Annotated in this window: 16 protein-coding genes and 1 pseudogene; 16 read left to right on the forward strand and 1 reads right to left on the reverse strand. The window is 36.6% G+C overall.

Features of this window, described 5'->3' with window-relative positions:
• Nucleotides 1-163: 163 nt before the first annotated feature.
• Nucleotides 164-3,076, reverse strand: a complete 2,913-nt coding sequence (locus tag BOQ62_RS14675) for a M16 family metallopeptidase (RefSeq protein ID WP_129040646.1) — start codon at nucleotides 3,074-3,076, stop codon at nucleotides 164-166.
• A gap of 359 nt (nucleotides 3,077-3,435) precedes the next feature.
• Here BOQ62_RS14675 and BOQ62_RS14680 point away from each other — a divergent pair, with 359 nt between their 5' ends.
• The 16 genes and pseudogenes from BOQ62_RS14680 to BOQ62_RS14755 all read left to right on the forward strand — a co-directional run bounded on the left by BOQ62_RS14680 (nucleotide 3,436) and on the right by BOQ62_RS14755 (nucleotide 15,933).
• Nucleotides 3,436-3,840: a hypothetical protein gene (locus tag BOQ62_RS14680; protein ID WP_129040648.1), complete on the forward strand. Its 405-nt coding sequence runs from the start codon at nucleotides 3,436-3,438 to the stop codon at nucleotides 3,838-3,840.
• Nucleotides 3,841-3,900: 60 nt separating this feature from the next.
• Nucleotides 3,901-4,896 (forward strand): BtrH N-terminal domain-containing protein, encoded by a 996-nt coding sequence (locus BOQ62_RS14685; protein ID WP_076595525.1) that lies wholly within the window; start codon nucleotides 3,901-3,903, stop codon nucleotides 4,894-4,896.
• A gap of 1 nt (nucleotide 4,897) precedes the next feature.
• Nucleotides 4,898-5,656 carry an ABC transporter ATP-binding protein gene (locus BOQ62_RS14690; RefSeq protein WP_129040650.1) on the forward strand — a complete coding sequence of 253 codons (759 nt, stop codon included), beginning with the start codon at nucleotides 4,898-4,900 and terminating at the stop codon, nucleotides 5,654-5,656.
• A complete protein-coding gene (locus BOQ62_RS14695; RefSeq protein ID WP_129040652.1) occupies nucleotides 5,643-6,911 on the forward strand; it encodes an ABC transporter permease in 1,269 nt (422 codons plus the stop codon). Before BOQ62_RS14690 ends, BOQ62_RS14695 begins: the two co-directional genes overlap by 14 nt.
• Nucleotides 6,901-7,329, forward strand: coding sequence for an acyl-CoA thioesterase (locus tag BOQ62_RS14700; protein ID WP_129040654.1), 429 nt, complete (start codon nucleotides 6,901-6,903; stop codon nucleotides 7,327-7,329). The genes BOQ62_RS14695 and BOQ62_RS14700 overlap by 11 nt, the downstream gene beginning before the upstream one ends.
• The gene (locus BOQ62_RS14705; RefSeq protein ID WP_129040656.1) at nucleotides 7,326-8,483 is read left to right on the forward strand and encodes a beta-ketoacyl synthase N-terminal-like domain-containing protein; all 1,158 of its coding nucleotides are present in this window, start codon (nucleotides 7,326-7,328) and stop codon (nucleotides 8,481-8,483) included. Before BOQ62_RS14700 ends, BOQ62_RS14705 begins: the two co-directional genes overlap by 4 nt.
• Before the next feature lie 10 nt (nucleotides 8,484-8,493).
• Complete coding sequence (locus BOQ62_RS14710) at nucleotides 8,494-9,033, forward strand: 3-oxoacyl-ACP synthase (RefSeq protein ID WP_129040658.1); 540 nt, start codon at nucleotides 8,494-8,496, stop codon at nucleotides 9,031-9,033.
• 75 nt (nucleotides 9,034-9,108) lie between these two features.
• Nucleotides 9,109-9,366: a phosphopantetheine-binding protein gene (locus tag BOQ62_RS14715; protein ID WP_050019739.1), complete on the forward strand. Its 258-nt coding sequence runs from the start codon at nucleotides 9,109-9,111 to the stop codon at nucleotides 9,364-9,366.
• A gap of 84 nt (nucleotides 9,367-9,450) precedes the next feature.
• Nucleotides 9,451-10,650, forward strand: coding sequence for a beta-ketoacyl-[acyl-carrier-protein] synthase family protein (locus BOQ62_RS14720; protein WP_129040660.1), 1,200 nt, complete (start codon nucleotides 9,451-9,453; stop codon nucleotides 10,648-10,650).
• Nucleotides 10,647-11,708, forward strand: coding sequence for a beta-ketoacyl synthase N-terminal-like domain-containing protein (locus tag BOQ62_RS14725; RefSeq protein WP_129040662.1), 1,062 nt, complete (start codon nucleotides 10,647-10,649; stop codon nucleotides 11,706-11,708). The genes BOQ62_RS14720 and BOQ62_RS14725 overlap by 4 nt, the downstream gene beginning before the upstream one ends.
• 149 nt (nucleotides 11,709-11,857) lie before the next feature.
• Entirely contained in the window at nucleotides 11,858-12,613 is a 756-nt protein-coding gene (locus BOQ62_RS14730; protein ID WP_129040664.1) for a polysaccharide deacetylase family protein, read from the forward strand.
• Nucleotides 12,606-13,232: a LolA family protein gene (locus BOQ62_RS14735; RefSeq protein ID WP_105702395.1), complete on the forward strand. Its 627-nt coding sequence runs from the start codon at nucleotides 12,606-12,608 to the stop codon at nucleotides 13,230-13,232. The genes BOQ62_RS14730 and BOQ62_RS14735 overlap by 8 nt, the downstream gene beginning before the upstream one ends.
• Nucleotides 13,198-13,833, forward strand: coding sequence for a hypothetical protein (locus BOQ62_RS14740; RefSeq protein ID WP_129040666.1), 636 nt, complete (start codon nucleotides 13,198-13,200; stop codon nucleotides 13,831-13,833). Before BOQ62_RS14735 ends, BOQ62_RS14740 begins: the two co-directional genes overlap by 35 nt.
• 70 nt (nucleotides 13,834-13,903) lie before the next feature.
• On the forward strand, nucleotides 13,904-14,284 hold the full coding sequence (locus BOQ62_RS14745) for a 3-hydroxyacyl-ACP dehydratase (protein ID WP_129040668.1): 381 nt from the start codon (nucleotides 13,904-13,906) through the stop codon (nucleotides 14,282-14,284).
• Nucleotides 14,281-14,757: a hypothetical protein gene (locus tag BOQ62_RS14750; RefSeq protein WP_129040670.1), complete on the forward strand. Its 477-nt coding sequence runs from the start codon at nucleotides 14,281-14,283 to the stop codon at nucleotides 14,755-14,757. Before BOQ62_RS14745 ends, BOQ62_RS14750 begins: the two co-directional genes overlap by 4 nt.
• A gap of 4 nt (nucleotides 14,758-14,761) precedes the next feature.
• Nucleotides 14,762-15,933: pseudogene (locus BOQ62_RS14755) on the forward strand (DUF2062 domain-containing protein).
• Nucleotides 15,934-15,967: the final 34 nt, after the last annotated feature.

The following is a 15,967-nucleotide window of genomic DNA, read 5'->3' on the forward strand; positions in this document are numbered from 1 at the left end:
AAACAATACATTACAGACTTAAAAACCTCATCATCAGATGAATTATTTCACGTGAAACATTTTATAAATCCGTGAAACTCTGATGGTCAGGGAGAAACAGTTTCAAACAACAAAAAAGCGGAACATTTCTGTCCCACTTTTATCATTATTTTAAACAAAAGGATTAGTATCCGAAGATCTCTTCCAGAGATACTTCCTGAAACTCACCCATTTTGTTGATCGATTCCATATTCAGGTTTTCTTTCTTACCGATAATGGCTGTATTGTATTGTACAGGTTTCACCTCAGTATTGTAAAATCCTGTAAGCTGCGGCAATGTCAGCCCCTGAATTTCTGCATATACATCTTTTCTGATATCATAATCAACGCCTAGTTTTTTCAATGCTAACTGATTGAAGAAGATATTTGTTCTGTTGATTCTGTTAGACGCAATCTGTTTCAATGCAGAACCTCTTGCATTTTCAAACTGTGCAGGGATTTGTGGTAAAGATACCATCAGCTCGTTCATTGCATTTACGGCTAAAGGAAGTTTGTTGGACTGTGTTCCGATATAATTTGTAACATAGTTTGCTTTCCCTTTTTCCGAAGCATTCGCATAAGAAACATAAGCCGTATAAGCTAATGACTTACTTTCTCTGATTTCCTGGAAAACAATAGAAGATAAACCTCTTCCGAAATACTCGTTGAAAACATTTATTTTTCCAAAATTACTAAGATTTACGGTATTGGCTTTTGCAACTTTTGACATTTCCATCTGCACCATATCATAATTGGTGAAATATACTTTCCCTTGTGTAGCCTGTTCAGCATATTCTTTTGCCTGTGCCGGCTGAAGACTTGTATTGGTGATAAAAGGCTTCACAGCTTTTTCCATACCTTTCTGATCCTGTCCGTAAAGAAGCACCTGATAAGGGTATTGGTTCAGCGTTTTCACTTTCTTCATCAATTCTACGGCGTCAATGCTCTCAAGGCGTTCTTTGGAAACGATGTCTGTCATTCTTGAGTTTTTACCATATTTGGCATAGTTGGAAAGAGCAGCCATAATTCTCACTTTATCTTTCTTACCTGCAGCTCTTGATTCAAGAATTGTTTTTACTGTCTGAGCATAAATTGCTTTATCCGCTTTTACATTCGTCATCCAGTGATTCATCAGCTCTGCCCCTTTCTTCATATTACTTTCAAGACCACTTAATGTAATGATCATCTGGTCATTTGAAGTTCGCAGACTGTAACTGATTCCAAGTTTATAAAACTCTTCTTTCAGCTGTTCCGGAGTATATTTATCCGTTCCAAGATATTCAAAAAGAGTTCCTGCAATAGAAAGTTCTTTATCATTATCTGTTCCGAAAGGGAAAACATAACTGATCTGAGCGATCTCGTTATACTTGTTCTTCACGAAACTTACTGTCTTATCTTTAATTTTTGAAGTCTGAATAGCAGTTTTAAAATCAATAAATTCAGGCTTGATTTCAGGTACTTTTGTATTCAGAATATCCTTAAGGAAAGGAGACTGAGCTTCTCTGTTTAGTTTAATAGGGGTAATTCCTGGATTCTGTACACGTACAAGCTTGTCATTCACACCTTTTTCTTTATAAATAACAACATAATTGTCTTTATAGAAATCGTTGGCAAATTTCACAACGTCAGCTTTCGTAATCTTATCATACTGATTGATTTCATCAAGCTCCTGCTCCCATGTTCTTACATTGATATAAGAATCATACAATTCAGTCGCTAATCCGTCAGCTGTTTCCCAACTCTTCATACGCTGAACTTTTTTATCATTTACGATGGCTTTCAACATCCAGTCCGGAAACTGTCCTTTTTTCACAAGATCCAGCTGATCCATCAGGAGCTTTTTCGCTTCATCAAAGCTTTGGCCTTCTTTAGGAGTTACTACCAGTCCAAACGTCCCGTACATTTTGTAAGGTGACTCATAAGCCCCTGCTCCAAGCGTTTTTTGCTTTTGGTTGATATTAAGGTCAATTAAACCTGCATCTCCTCTGTTACTTAAGATTTCAGATACTACGTCTGCCAGTCTTGCTTCCTGAGTTCCATAAGAATCTGTTCTCCATGCAATGGTCATTCTTGGCGTAGTAGGGCTTTTTACAGTTCTTGTCACAATGCTGGTCATCGGCTCTTCCGTAACCATCTTTTTCATTGGAAGTTCTTTGTATTTGAATGCTCCGAAATACTGATCAACTAATTTTATAGTTTTGTCATAATCCAGGTCTCCAACCAATACTACAGCCATGTTATTAGGCACATAATACGTATCAAAATATTTGTGAATCGCTTCCATAGAAGGGCTCTTCAAATGTTCTGAAGTCCCAATTGTAGTTTGCTGTCCGTTCGGGTGTTTTGGGAAAAGAGCCTGCATTAATGAATAGAATACAAGACGGCTGTCATTATCCTGAGCTCTGTTGTATTCCTCATATACCGCTTCAAGTTCTGTATGGAAAAGACGCAATACCAATTCTGAAAAACGCTCTTTTTCTACTTTTAACCATTTTTCTAATTCATTGGAAGGAATATTATTTTTATAAACCGTTTCATCCAGAGAGGTATGAGCATTTGTTCCTGTAGCTCCTAATGAAGAAATGGCTTTATCATATTCATTAGCGATAGCATATTTAGAGGCTTCCTGAGAAACTTCGTCAATTTTTTTATAAAGTTCTTTCTTTTTTTCAGGATCTTTTTCTGCTTTATGCTGCTCATAAAGATCAGAGATCTGCTTTAGTAAAACTTTTTCTTTTTCCCAGTCCTGAGTTCCCAGATGTGAAGTTCCCTTGAAAACCATATGCTCCAGATAGTGAGCTAATCCGGTGTTATCACTTGGATCGTTATTGGATCCTGTTCTTACCGGAATATAAGTCTGAATTCTCGGGGCATCATCATTTTTTGCCAGATACACCTTTAATCCGTTTTTCAGTGTATACACACGCACTCCGGCCTGATCATTCTTTACAGCTTCATAAGAATACCCTTGAGCATCTGTCAGCTTTTGGGTCTCGAATTTCTGTGCCATTGCGCTGATCATACAGAAAAGCGAAACAGAAATAAAAAACTTTTTCATAGTTGTTATTTAATAATTATTTTTCTATCCAAATTTCTAGACATTAGTCTTATTTATACAGACACTTGTTACAAGAGAACCGTTACAAGTGGAAATAATAAATCTTAAAAGAATATTTTAAGATTATTTTACAGATGATTAGTTAAAGCTTTCCTTCTCAATGGGAAAAATATAATCTGGTTTTATTAGGATGCTGGAGATTTATTGAAGATATTACATCTATTTCACTCCACTAACTCTCTCAGATTTAATATGATTTACATATAATGTATTTTCACTATTTTAGCCACCTGATTAAAAGAATCAAAAACAGGTGAAGAATTTTTCATCTGGAATCTAAAAAAATGAACATTATTTAGATGAAAAAACAAGACCTGCCTCAAGACGAAAGTAACCTGAAATCCGCCAACATGACTGAAGTTCTGTATGTGACGGATGAGAACGACAACTACACGACAGCAAACAGTACAGGCTGGGATGCCAAGAAAGCTGCTCTGGATGAATCTATGGAACTTATTTATGAGAGAATTGAGGAAGCAAAGCAAAATGTAGCCAACAATATAGCAAGCCCTATTGCTTATTACATGGAACTGAATAAAATGGATCTGGGAGTCCTTGCTTCTTATGTAGGAATGTGGCAATGGAGGGTAAAAAGACATTTTAAACCCAAAGTATTTAAAACACTAAGCGAAAATGCACTGAAAAAATATGCCGATGCATTCGGTATTTCAGTGGATGAATTAAAAAACTTCAACGGAAAATAAATGAAATGGGCAAGAAACAATGCCCCTTCCATTTGACCAATGAAAAGATATAATCAGCAAATGAAATTAAACTTTGAACACCATCAGACTGCACATTGCGAAAACGGTGTTGCTTCTAATCTACTGCTTAATAAAGGCCTGAAACTAAGCGAACCCATGATCTTCGGGATCGGTTCCGGACTGTTTTTTGTCTATCTTCCTTTTTTAAAGGTAAATTTTGCTCCGGGCTTCAGCTATCGTCCGATGCCGGGTGCTATTTTCAGTAAAGCAGCCAAAAGATTAGGAATTAAAATCAAAAGAGAAAAATTCTCAAATCCTAAAGATGCTCAAAAAGCTCTTGAAAGAAATCTGGAACAAAATATCCCTACAGGACTTCAGGTGGGCGTTTTCAACCTTACCTATTTCCCTGAAGAATATAAATTCCACTTCAATGCCCACAACCTTGTGGTATACGGAAAAGAAGACGGAAAATTCCTGATCAGTGATCCGGTAATGGATTATACCACTTCTCTTTCCGAGGCTGAACTGGAAAAAGTAAGATATGCGAAAGGAGCACTTCCTCCAAAAGGACATATGTACTACCCTGTGTATGTTCCGGAGAATGTGAATCTTGAAGAAGCCATCAAAAAAGGAATCAAGGATACCTGCAAAAATATGCTGGCGCCTGTGCCTCTTATTGGAGTAAAAGCAATGAGATGGGTAGCCAAAAGCATCCCGAAATGGGCAGAAAAGAAAGGCACAAAAGTCACCAACCATTATTTGGGCCAATTGATCAGAATGCAGGAAGAAATTGGAACAGGAGGCGGAGGATTCCGATTTATTTACGGAGCATTTCTTCAGGAAGCAGCTGTTATTCTTAAAAATGATGAGCTGAAGGAATTGTCAAAAGAAATCACTTCTATTGGTGACCTTTGGAGAGACTTTGCCGTGGATATTGCCCGTGTTTATAAAAACAGAAATTCAAAAAGCAATATCTATAACGAACTTTCAAAAACGATGCTCCACATTGCAGATCTGGAAGAGGCTTTCTATAAAAAACTAAGAAAAGCGATCTGATATGGCAGAACATATGATTGAGATCAAAAACTTATACAAGAAATACAAAAATTCTGATGAGTTTTCTGTAAATGATATTTCTTTGAACATCAGCAAAAATGAAATCTACGGAATTCTCGGGCCTAACGGAGCAGGAAAAACAACCTTGATTTCTATGCTTTCAGGACTCATAAAACCTACGTCAGGACAGTTTACCATCAATGGTTTGTCTCCACAGAAAGATGGTTTTAAAATCAGACAGATTATCGGGATTGTTCCGCAGGAATATGCTTTATATCCTACACTTACAGCTAAAGAAAATCTGATGTTTTTCGGAAGTCTGTATGGTTTGAAACACAATCAGCTTAAAAAAGCCATTGATGAATCTCTGGAAATCATGGGACTTTCAAAATTCGCCAACAAACAGGTAGGACAGTTTTCAGGAGGAATGAAACGCCGTTGCAACCTCATCGCCGGCACTCTTCACAATCCTAAGGTGCTCTTTCTGGATGAACCGACTGTAGGGGTGGATGTTCAGTCTAAAAAAGCAATTATTGATTATCTTCTGGATTTAAATAAACAGGGAACCTGCATTATTTATACTTCCCATCACCTTTCTGAAGCGGAAGAATTCTGTACAAAAATTGCCATCATCGACCATGGAAAAATTCATGCTGTAGGAACGCCTGAAGAACTTGTTTCACAGATTGCCAATGCCGAAAACCTTGAAGATGTTTTCATTTCATTAACCGGAAAAGAATTAAGAGATGTTGTTGTATAAACTGTGGAGAAGTTTTATTAAGGAAATTCTTCTGCTGAAAAGAGATATCGGGGGAATTGTCATCATCTTTGTGATGCCTTTGCTTTTGATTGTAACGATTACCCTTATTCAGGATTCTACCTTTAAAAACCTTGAAGGCTCAAAAATCCCAATTATTTTCATCGATCAGGATAAATCTGAAGTTTCAAAAAATATAAAAGCAGAACTGGAAAACAGTAAAACATTCCAGCTGCTGACCAACTTCAATGAAAAATCGGCTCAGGACGCTGTCTTTTCTGGAGATTATCAGATGGCGATTGTCATTCCGGAAAATTTAACGAAAGATTTAAATTCCAATATTGATTCTAAAGTTCAGACCATTGTAAGTTCATTCGGACTGGAAGGAGATTCTGCAAAAGTAAAAACAGCAGCTCCTAAAGCGAAAGAAATTCACTTATACTTTGACCCTGCTACCAATGCCGGATTCAAAAATTCTGTGATGAATTCTGTGAATAAAATGGTTTTTGAGATTGAAAATAAAAAGATCTACAAAGCATTCCAGGATCAGCTGGGAACTACGGAAAATCTCGACGAAAATAAAAACCTGATCAGCTTTAAAGAAATCACTCCCAAGAAAGGAGAAATGGACGTAATGCCGAATTCCGTTCAGCACAACGTTCCTGCATGGACTCTTTTTGCCATCTTCTTTATTGTTGTCCCTTTATCCATCAATCTGGTAAAAGAAAAAAGCCAGGGAACAAGTGTAAGAGCAAGAATAAGCCCTACGCCTTATTTTGTCCATATTTTAGGAAAAACATTTACCTATCTTATCATCTGCCTTATTCAGTTTTTACTGATGGTTGCCGTAGGAATTTACCTTTTCCCTTATATGGATCTTCCCGCTTTTGATGTATCCGGAAAAATGTTCCAGCTTGTGACAGTTACCTTATTTGCAGGATTAGCAGCTATTGGATTTGGAGTTTTATTGGGAACTATAGCCGATACACAGGAACAATCTGCCCCATTTGGAGCAACCTCTGTAGTTGTACTGGCAGCTATTGGCGGAATCTGGGTTCCTGTATTTTTAATGCCGGAATTCATGCAGACCGTAGCGAAATTCTCTCCTATGAACTGGGGATTGAATGCCTATTATGATATTATTTTAAGAAACAGCGGAATTGGTGGCATTGCCAAAGAACTGGTTTTCCTTTTTCTTTTCTATATTGCTACCGTAGCTATTTCTATATTTTACGAAAGAAAACAAAATGCAGTCTAAAGAAAACATATTAACCTGTACTGAAGAAGTAAGAGTACGCTTCAATGAAACAGACCCACTGGGAATTGTCTGGCATGGGCATTATATCGTGTATTTTGAAGACGGAAGAGAAGCTTTCGGACGTCTGCACGGTCTTACTTATCTTGATATTCAGAATGCAGGATTTGTAACGCCTATCGTAAAAAGTACCTGTGAGCATTTTCTTCCTTTAAAATATGGAGAAACATTCAAAATTGTAACCACATTTATCAATTCTGTTTCTGCTAAGCTTATTTATAAATATGAGCTTTTCAATCAGGAAGACCAATTGGTATGCACCGGGGAAACGATTCAGGTGTTTCTTGATAGCAATGGAAGTTTATGCCTGTACAATCCGGAGTTTTTTCAAAACTGGAAAGATAAAATGGGATTATCATGAGCAAGGAAATTTATATCACAGACTACAATTGTGTAACTCCGTTGGGTTTCACTATTGATTCCAACTGGAATGCTCTGTTAGAAGGACATTCAGGGGTTGCTTTGCATAAAATCATAGACAATCAGGATGCTTTTTATGCTTCTATGATTAATTCTGACAAACTGAATGAAGAATTCAACAGATTCTTTGCTCAGCATACAATTGATTTCACAAGACTGGAGAAGATGATTCTTTTAAGCTTACAGCCTCTTGTTGAGAAGCATTCTATATCAGAAGACACGGCTTTTATTCTTTCCACAACAAAAGGAAATATCAGCCTGTTAAAAAACCAGTCTGAGTTACCGGAAGGCGTTTATTTATCAAAATTAGCAGAAAAAATTGCTGCCTTTTTTGGATTTAAAACAAAACCAATCATCATTTCCAATGCCTGCGTTTCAGGGGTGATGGCTATTTCCGTAGCCAAAAACATGATTCAGGCAGGAAAGTATAAAGATGCCTTTGTGATTGCAGGTGATGAACTTTCTGAATTTGTTATTTCAGGATTCAATTCATTTCAGGCGATAGGATCAGGGCCTTGCAAACCTTATGATAAAAACAGAGACGGAATCAATATCGGAGAAGCAGCAGCAGCAGTTTATGTAACTGGTTGTCATTCTGACGAAGGAAGAATCTCACAAAACGAAAAATTCCGCTTTAAAGTGCTTGGAGATTCTGCCGTTAATGATGCCAACCATATTTCCGGTCCTTCAAGAACAGGTGACGGTTTATATGCCAGTATCAAAAATGCAATGACTGAAGCGAAGGTTTCTCCGGAACAAATCGATTTTATTTCTGCCCACGGAACGGCTACTTTATATAACGACGAAATGGAAGCCATTGCCTTCAATAGAATGGATCTTCAGAATATTCCGCTCAACAGTATGAAAGGATATTACGGCCATTGCCTTGGTGCATCCGGACTTCTGGAAAGTATTGTTGCTATGGAAAGTGCTCTTCACAGTACTCTGCTTCCTTCAAAGAATTTTGAGGAAACAGGAGTAACCCAACCTTTGAATATCATCAGAGAAAATAAAACTGCAGAAATTAAATACATTCTAAAGACCGCTTCTGGCTTTGGAGGTTGTAACGCGGCTGTTGTGCTGGAAAAATGTTAAACTGAAAGTGATGAAGAAAACAAACACCTGTACCATAGAACATTCAAAAATAATCGTTGATGGAAATCTTATTTTTGAAAGCCCAAGCGAAACCTTTCAGGAATTTGCCAAAGAAGCTTATAAAAATTTAGAACTCACCTATCCAAAGTTTCATAAAATGGATCATTTGAGTAAACTGGCTTTTCTTTCCGCCGAAACCATTTTGAAAGATAAAGATCACAGCAGAACAGCTATTGTTTTCGCTAACAGGTCTTCCAGTCTGGATACCGATTTCAAATATCAGGAAAGCATCAACAATCAGGATAACTTCTATCCAAGTCCTGCCGTTTTCGTCTATACTTTACCCAACATCTGTGTAGGAGAAATCAGCATTAAACACAAAATGCAGACAGAAAATGCTTTTTTCGTGCTGGCTGATTTTGATGAAGAATTTTTAAATGCCTATTCCGAACAGATTTTACAGTCAGGTAAGGCCGACAAAGTATTATGCGGCTGGGTGGAATTGTATCAGGAAAATTACAAAGCTTTTGTATATTTGCTCACCTTATAAAAATGTAACAATATAACAGTGTAATGATGTAATGATCTTCATGATATGCTGAAGCACTGATAAACCTACTTAATTATGGAAAACTTAAAAACAGAATTGAAACACAAAATTATTGATGTTCTTAACCTTGAAGATGTATCTGTAGAAGAAATTAAAGATACTGATCCGTTATTCGGAGGTGGATTAGGATTAGATTCTATTGACGCTTTGGAACTGATCGTTCTACTTGATAAAGACTATGGAATCAAATTAGCAGATCCCAAAAAAGGAAAAGAAATTTTCCAATCTATCGATACGATGGCTAAATTCATCGAAGACAACAGAACAAAATAAATTAATGTAACAATCTAACAGTGTATCAATGTAGCAATTATTGGTAAATTGTTAGATTGATACATTGTTACATTATTGAATACCATGAGTCAAAAAATTGCCATAACAGGAATGGGCATCATTTCCTCCATTGGAAACAATGTGGAGGAAAATTTTATTTCATTACAATCCGGAAAACACGGAATTTCAGATATCAAAATGTTTGAAACCCGTCATGCCGGAATCATTAAAACAGGTGAAATAAAACTATCCAATGAAGCGCTTGCAGAAAAACTTCAGCTTGATGAAGACAATAATATCACAAGAACGTCTTTATTGGGAATGGTTGCTGCTAAAGAAGCTGTAGAAAGTGCCGGAATTTCAGATATCAACAGCTGCAGAACCGGGCTTATATCTTCTACCAGCGTGGGAGGAATGGACATCACTGAAAAGTATTTCTACTCTTACGAAGACTTTCCTGAAAAGCAAAAATATATTGACGCTCATGATGCCGGAAATTCCTCATTGGCTATTGCCGATTATCTGGGATTAAAAGGGATGGTTTCTACTATCAGTACTGCCTGTTCATCAGCAGCCAACGCGATTATGATGGGGGCTAAACTTATTAAAAACGGAGTTTTGGACCGTGTTATTGTAGGAGGAACAGATTCTCTTTCAAAATTTACGCTGAATGGTTTCAATACCCTGATGATTCTTACGGATTCTTATAATACTCCTTTTGACAATAACAGAAAGGGACTTAACCTTGGGGAAGCTGCCGCTTTCTTAGTTCTTGAATCTGAAGAAATCGTCAAAAAAGAAAACAAAAAAGTTCTTGCTTATCTTTCCGGATATGGAAATGCTAATGATGCACACCATCAGACCGCTTCCTCAGAAAATGGACAGGGTGCATTTCTAGCGATGCAGCAAGCCCTTAAAATCTCCGGATTAGAAAAAGAAAGTATAGATTATATCAACGTTCACGGAACGGCTACTCCCAATAACGATCTATCCGAGGGAATTGCTATGATTAGAATCTTCGGAGAAAACAAAGTTCCTGAATTCAGCTCTACGAAAGCGTTTACAGGACATACTTTGGCCGCTGCTGCAGGAATTGAAGCTGTATTTTCAATTTTAGCTATGCAACACAGCGTGGTCTTCCCGAACCTGAATTTTAAAACAAAAATGGAAGAGTTTGATCTCACTCCTGTCACCGAATTGAAAGAGAAAAACATCAATCATGTACTTTCTAACTCATTTGGATTTGGAGGAAACTGTTCAACCTTAATTTTCTCAAAATCATGAGTTCAGTATACATCAACAGTGCATCCTGTATCTCAGTTCAGGACACTTTAAACGAAAATATTCTTCAGAACCTTACTTCTGAGAGTTCTTCCAATATCATTAAGGCAATAGAACCTAATTACAAGGAGTTCATTCCGCCTGCAATGATCAGAAGAATGTCTAAAACGGTAAAAATGAGCTCTGTAGCATCGCATTACGCATTGAAAGAAGCTGGAATTGAAAAACCGGATGCCATCATTGTAGGAACCGGAATGGGCTGCTCTCAGGATTCTGAAAAATTCCTGAAAAATGTGATTGACAACCATGAAGAATTCCTTACGCCTACTTTTTTTATCCAATCTACTCACAATACGGTAGCAGGGCAAATTGCTCTGGGGTTACAATGCCATGCGTATAACTTCACGTATGTAAACACTTCTTCTTCTCTGGAGTTTTCCTTACTGGATGCTCAGCTCCAGATCAATGACGGAGAAGCAGAAAATGTTCTGGTAGGTTCTACAGATGAACAGACAGACAGAACAATGGAGCTTTACTGCTTAAATAATACAATAAAAAAAGAAGCAGATCTTCCTGCTGATTATTTGAATTCTAAGACCAATGGAGTGATCTGGGGTGAAGGTGCCAGCTTTTTTGTAGTAGGAAAAAATAGAACTGAAAACTCTTACGCCAAGCTTAAAAATATCCAGATCAGCAATAAGGTTGAATTGAATGAGGTAAAGGATTTTATCCAGAATTTCTTAGTTCAGAACAATCTTTCAAATAATGATATTGATGCAATTATTTTAGGATTCAGTGGAGATGCACAATCAGATATGTATTATACAGAAGCCATGAATCTGTTTCCGGATTCAGCACAGCTGTATTACAAACATTTGAGTGGAGAATTCAATACGGCAAGTGGTTTTTCAACCTTTATAGCCTCTCATATCTTGAAGGAACAGCAGATTCCGGAAATCATGATGATCAATTCTGAGAAAAAAGAGAGCGTTAAGAATGTCCTTCTTTACAATCATCTGGCGGGTAATGATCACAGCTTGGTATTACTGGAAAATGCTTAATTTACGAGAGGTAATAATAGCAGTGCTATTGTCATTCTGACGAAGGAAGAATCTCGGCTTTATATTATAGATTCTTCATTTCGCTCCGCTACATTCAGAATGACAAGATGGGTATAAATCCAGGAAGTTTAACAATAAAATAATCAGCAATGAAACATTATCCCTTCATCCTGTTCTATCTTTTCTGTAACGCTTTTATTTATGCGTTCCACGGAAGTATTTGGGTGTATCTGTTTTGTTTCTTTGCTTTTTCTGTGGTGGTTGTCTGGGGCTCATTTGATATTGAACTGGGATATTTTGTCAACAGCATTACTCATAAAAGGACCAGACTCAAAGAAGTGGCTCTTACTTTTGATGACGGACCTACTGAATTTACCCCAAAGTTTTTAGACCTGCTTAAAGAACATCAGATAAAAGCCACCTTTTTCTGTATCGGAAAACAGATTGAAAAATATCCTGAAACGTTTCAGAGAATTATTGCAGAAGGTCATACGATTGGAAATCATACGTTATCACATTCCAATTCTACAGGGTTTTTATCGACTTCAAAAATGATTGAGGAGATTGAAAAATGTGATGAGCTCATGAAAAATGTGGGAAATATCAACACTAATCTCTACCGACCTCCGTTCGGAGTGACCAATCCCAATATTGCAAAAGCAATAAAAAAGACAAATAAAATAAGCATCGGTTGGAATGTCCGATCATTGGATACCATCATTGATGATGAGAAGAAAATCTACAGCAGAGTAACCAAAGGCTTGAAAAAAGGAAGTATTATCCTTCTTCATGACACTTCGGAAAAGACCTTTCGGGTACTGAGCAATTTATTAGTATTTTTGGAAGACAAAAAATATTCAACTTTTACTGTTAATACAGTGATAAATTCAAATAGAAATGATTAAAAATATTGCTTTCGGGGCATTCTTACTGGTTTCAGGGTTCTTTTTTGCACAAAACACCGCAATGTCAGGAGCTGAAGCCAAAGCATTTGTATCGAAGGTTTCTTCAGATACGAAAGAAATCAAGACTTTACAGAGTGATTTTACCCAGACCAAAAAAATGGATTTCCTGGATAAAAGCATTGTTACTTATGGAAAAATGTCTTTGCAGACGCCCAACATGTTAAGCTGGAAATACACAAAGCCATACCAATACAGCATTGTTTTTAAAAGCAATAAAATCTTCATCAATGATCAGGGGAAAAAATCTTCTGTAGATGCCAAGAGTAAAACATTTGAAAAAATCAATAAACTGATTGTAGGAAGCTCAAACGGAACCATGTTCAATGATCCGGAGTTTACTGTGACCTATTTTAAGAACGGAAATTACAACGTAGCGAAGTTTATTCCTAAGACATCGCAGCTGTTGAAATACATTAAGCAGATTGAACTATTTTTCCCAAAGAACCAGTCGACAGTTTCCCAGGTGAATATGACTGAAGCTTCCGGGGATACTACGAATATTGTTTTCAAAAATACAAAGATCAATGCTTCCATTCCTGCGTCAGAGTTTTCTTTATAGCCTGATTCTGATCCTGACTGTTTCCTGTAAGTCGTATCAGTTAACAGAAGCAAAGCCTGTCTCTTCTTCTGAAAAGATGGTAGAAAATTTATACTTCTCTTCCACCGAAGATTATGTATACAAATGCCAGATGGATATTTATAAAAACCATGTGAGTGGAATTCTGATCATCAAAAAACTGAATGAAACGACACATCGCGTCGCTTTAACCTCAGATTTTGGAAATAAACTGATTGATTTTGAGGTTTCTGACAATGATTTTAAACTGAATTATGTACTTCCTGACCTGGATAAAAAAATCGTGATTAACTTTCTGAAAAATGACTTCCAGCAGCTTCTGAAAAGGAAATATCCGGTCAATGAAAGCTTTGAAAATGATCATGCAAACATCTATCTTTCAAAAATCGAAAAGAAAAGCTATTATCTGTTTTTCAACAAAGAAAATAATTTACTGAAACAAATTATCTATACGAAAAACGGCAAGGAAAAAATCGATTTCACTTTTGATGCAAAAAGACCTATCTTCGCAGATAGCTTAAATCTACAGCACAAAGACTTTAAGATCAATATAAAACTATTTCAGATAACCGAAACAGAATAAGAACTGTACAGCATACAAGTATAGTTTCAACCCAAAGTGTATTGTACATTTAATCTTAAAAAACAAGATCATGCAAACCATTCTTACAGATTTTTATACTTTAACCTCATACGATAAGACAGAAGACGGAAAGTTTACTGCTCATATTCATCTTAATAAAGACCATGAAATTTTCAAAGGTCATTTTCCTGGAAATCCGGTAACTCCCGGTGTTTGTATGATGCAGATTATTAAGGAACTGACTGAAGAATTTACAGGTTCAAAATTATTTCTGAAAACAGCTTCGAATGTAAAATTTATGGCGATTATCAATCCTTTTGAAACACCTGATCTGGTACTTCAACTGGATATTGCTGAAAATGAAGAAGATGTTAAAGTAAAAAACACGACTTCTTTTGGCGAGACTATTGCATTGAAATTGTCTGTAAGCTATAAAAAATTACCATCATGAAACTAATCTTATCATTCTTTGCAGCATTTGTTTTTTTCTTTCAGTCTGATCTTGAAACATTGAGAAACAGCTATGCTAAAGCCAATGAATCTAATAGTAATACACAAAACTTCATTGAAACAGCGGACAAACAATCCGGTTCTGATGCAGTAACGGTAGGATATAAGGCCGCAGCAAAGATTATGGAAGCCAAAATTGCCAAAAGCAACAGAAAAGCTCTTGTAAAAACAGGAGCAACAAGTCTTGAAGCGGTTATCAAAAGTAATCCAAATAATGCAGAATTACGTCTGATCAGATTAAGCGTTCAGGAAAACATTCCAAAAATTGTAGGATACCGTGGAAGTTTGAAGGATGATAAAGCTTTCCTGTTAAATAATTACAGCAAACAGAATACAGCTTTAAAAGGCTATATCAAGAGGTTTGCTATGCAGTCTAAAACCATTACAGAGGCCGAAAGAGCCATTTTAAAATAAAAAAATGTTCCTTGCTGAAGTACAAGACGTTATTTCTGAAAAGAAGATATGCGTTTTAATACCTACCTACAACAATGAGAAAACCCTGAAGAGGGTTATTGACGGTGTTCTCGAATACACCGAAAGTATTATTGTGGTTAATGATGGTTCCACAGATTCTACTCCACAGATTCTATCTCAATATCCTCAGATTACAGTAATTTCCTTACCGGAGAATAAAGGCAAAGGAAACGGGCTTAAAATCGGCTTTAGAAAAGCAAAAAAAGCGGGATATGATCATGCCATTACCATTGATTCGGATGGGCAGCATTATCCGGATGATATCCCTGTATTTGTAGAAGCTCTTCTTGAGGAAAAAGAAGAAGTTCTTCTGATTGGAAACAGAAATATGTCTCAGGATGGTATTCCTAAGAAAAGCAGTTTCGGAAACCGTTTTTCTAATTTCTGGTTTTGGTTTGAAACCGGGATCAAGCTGGAAGACACACAATCCGGTTACAGACTTTATCCTTTACATAAAATTCCAAAGAAATATTTTACCCCAAAGTTTGAATTTGAGATCGAAATCATTGTAAGAACTGCATGGAGACATGTTCCGGTAAAAAATGTTCCGATCAAGGTTTTGTATGATCCGGCAGAGCGGGTTTCGCATTTCAGGCCCTTCAAGGACTTTACAAGAATCAGTATTCTGAATACCATTCTGGTAACCATTACTTTATTTTATATTATTCCGAGAAATTTCCTGAATAATTTCAAAAAAAAAGCTTTAAAAAGTTCATCCAGGAAGATGTCCTAGAAAGTGACGGAAGCAACCGTACAAAAGCATTTTCTATAGCACTGGGAGTTTTTATAGGACTTTCTCCTTTCTGGGGATTCCAGACGCTTCTGGTCATCAGTTTATCTGTATTGTTCAAACTCAACAAAGTACTTGCATTTGTAGCTTCCAATGTGAGCCTTCCTCCTTTTATTCCTTTTATTATTGCAGCGTCTCTGTTTCTGGGAGCACCATTTGTAAGTGGTGACAGTGATATTTTAAGTCAGGATTTAAACTTTGAACTGATTAAGAATAATCTTCTGCAATATATTATCGGCAGTTTTATTTTAAGTACCACACTTTCTGCCGTTGCAGGTATGGCTGCTTTTTTATTTTTGAATAAAGTAAGCCCGGAAAACAATTAAAAAAGCCCGGAACAAAGTTCCAGGCTCATCACAA

The organism is Chryseobacterium sp. CH21 (assembly GCF_004119445.1).
Classification (GTDB): domain Bacteria; phylum Bacteroidota; class Bacteroidia; order Flavobacteriales; family Weeksellaceae; genus Chryseobacterium.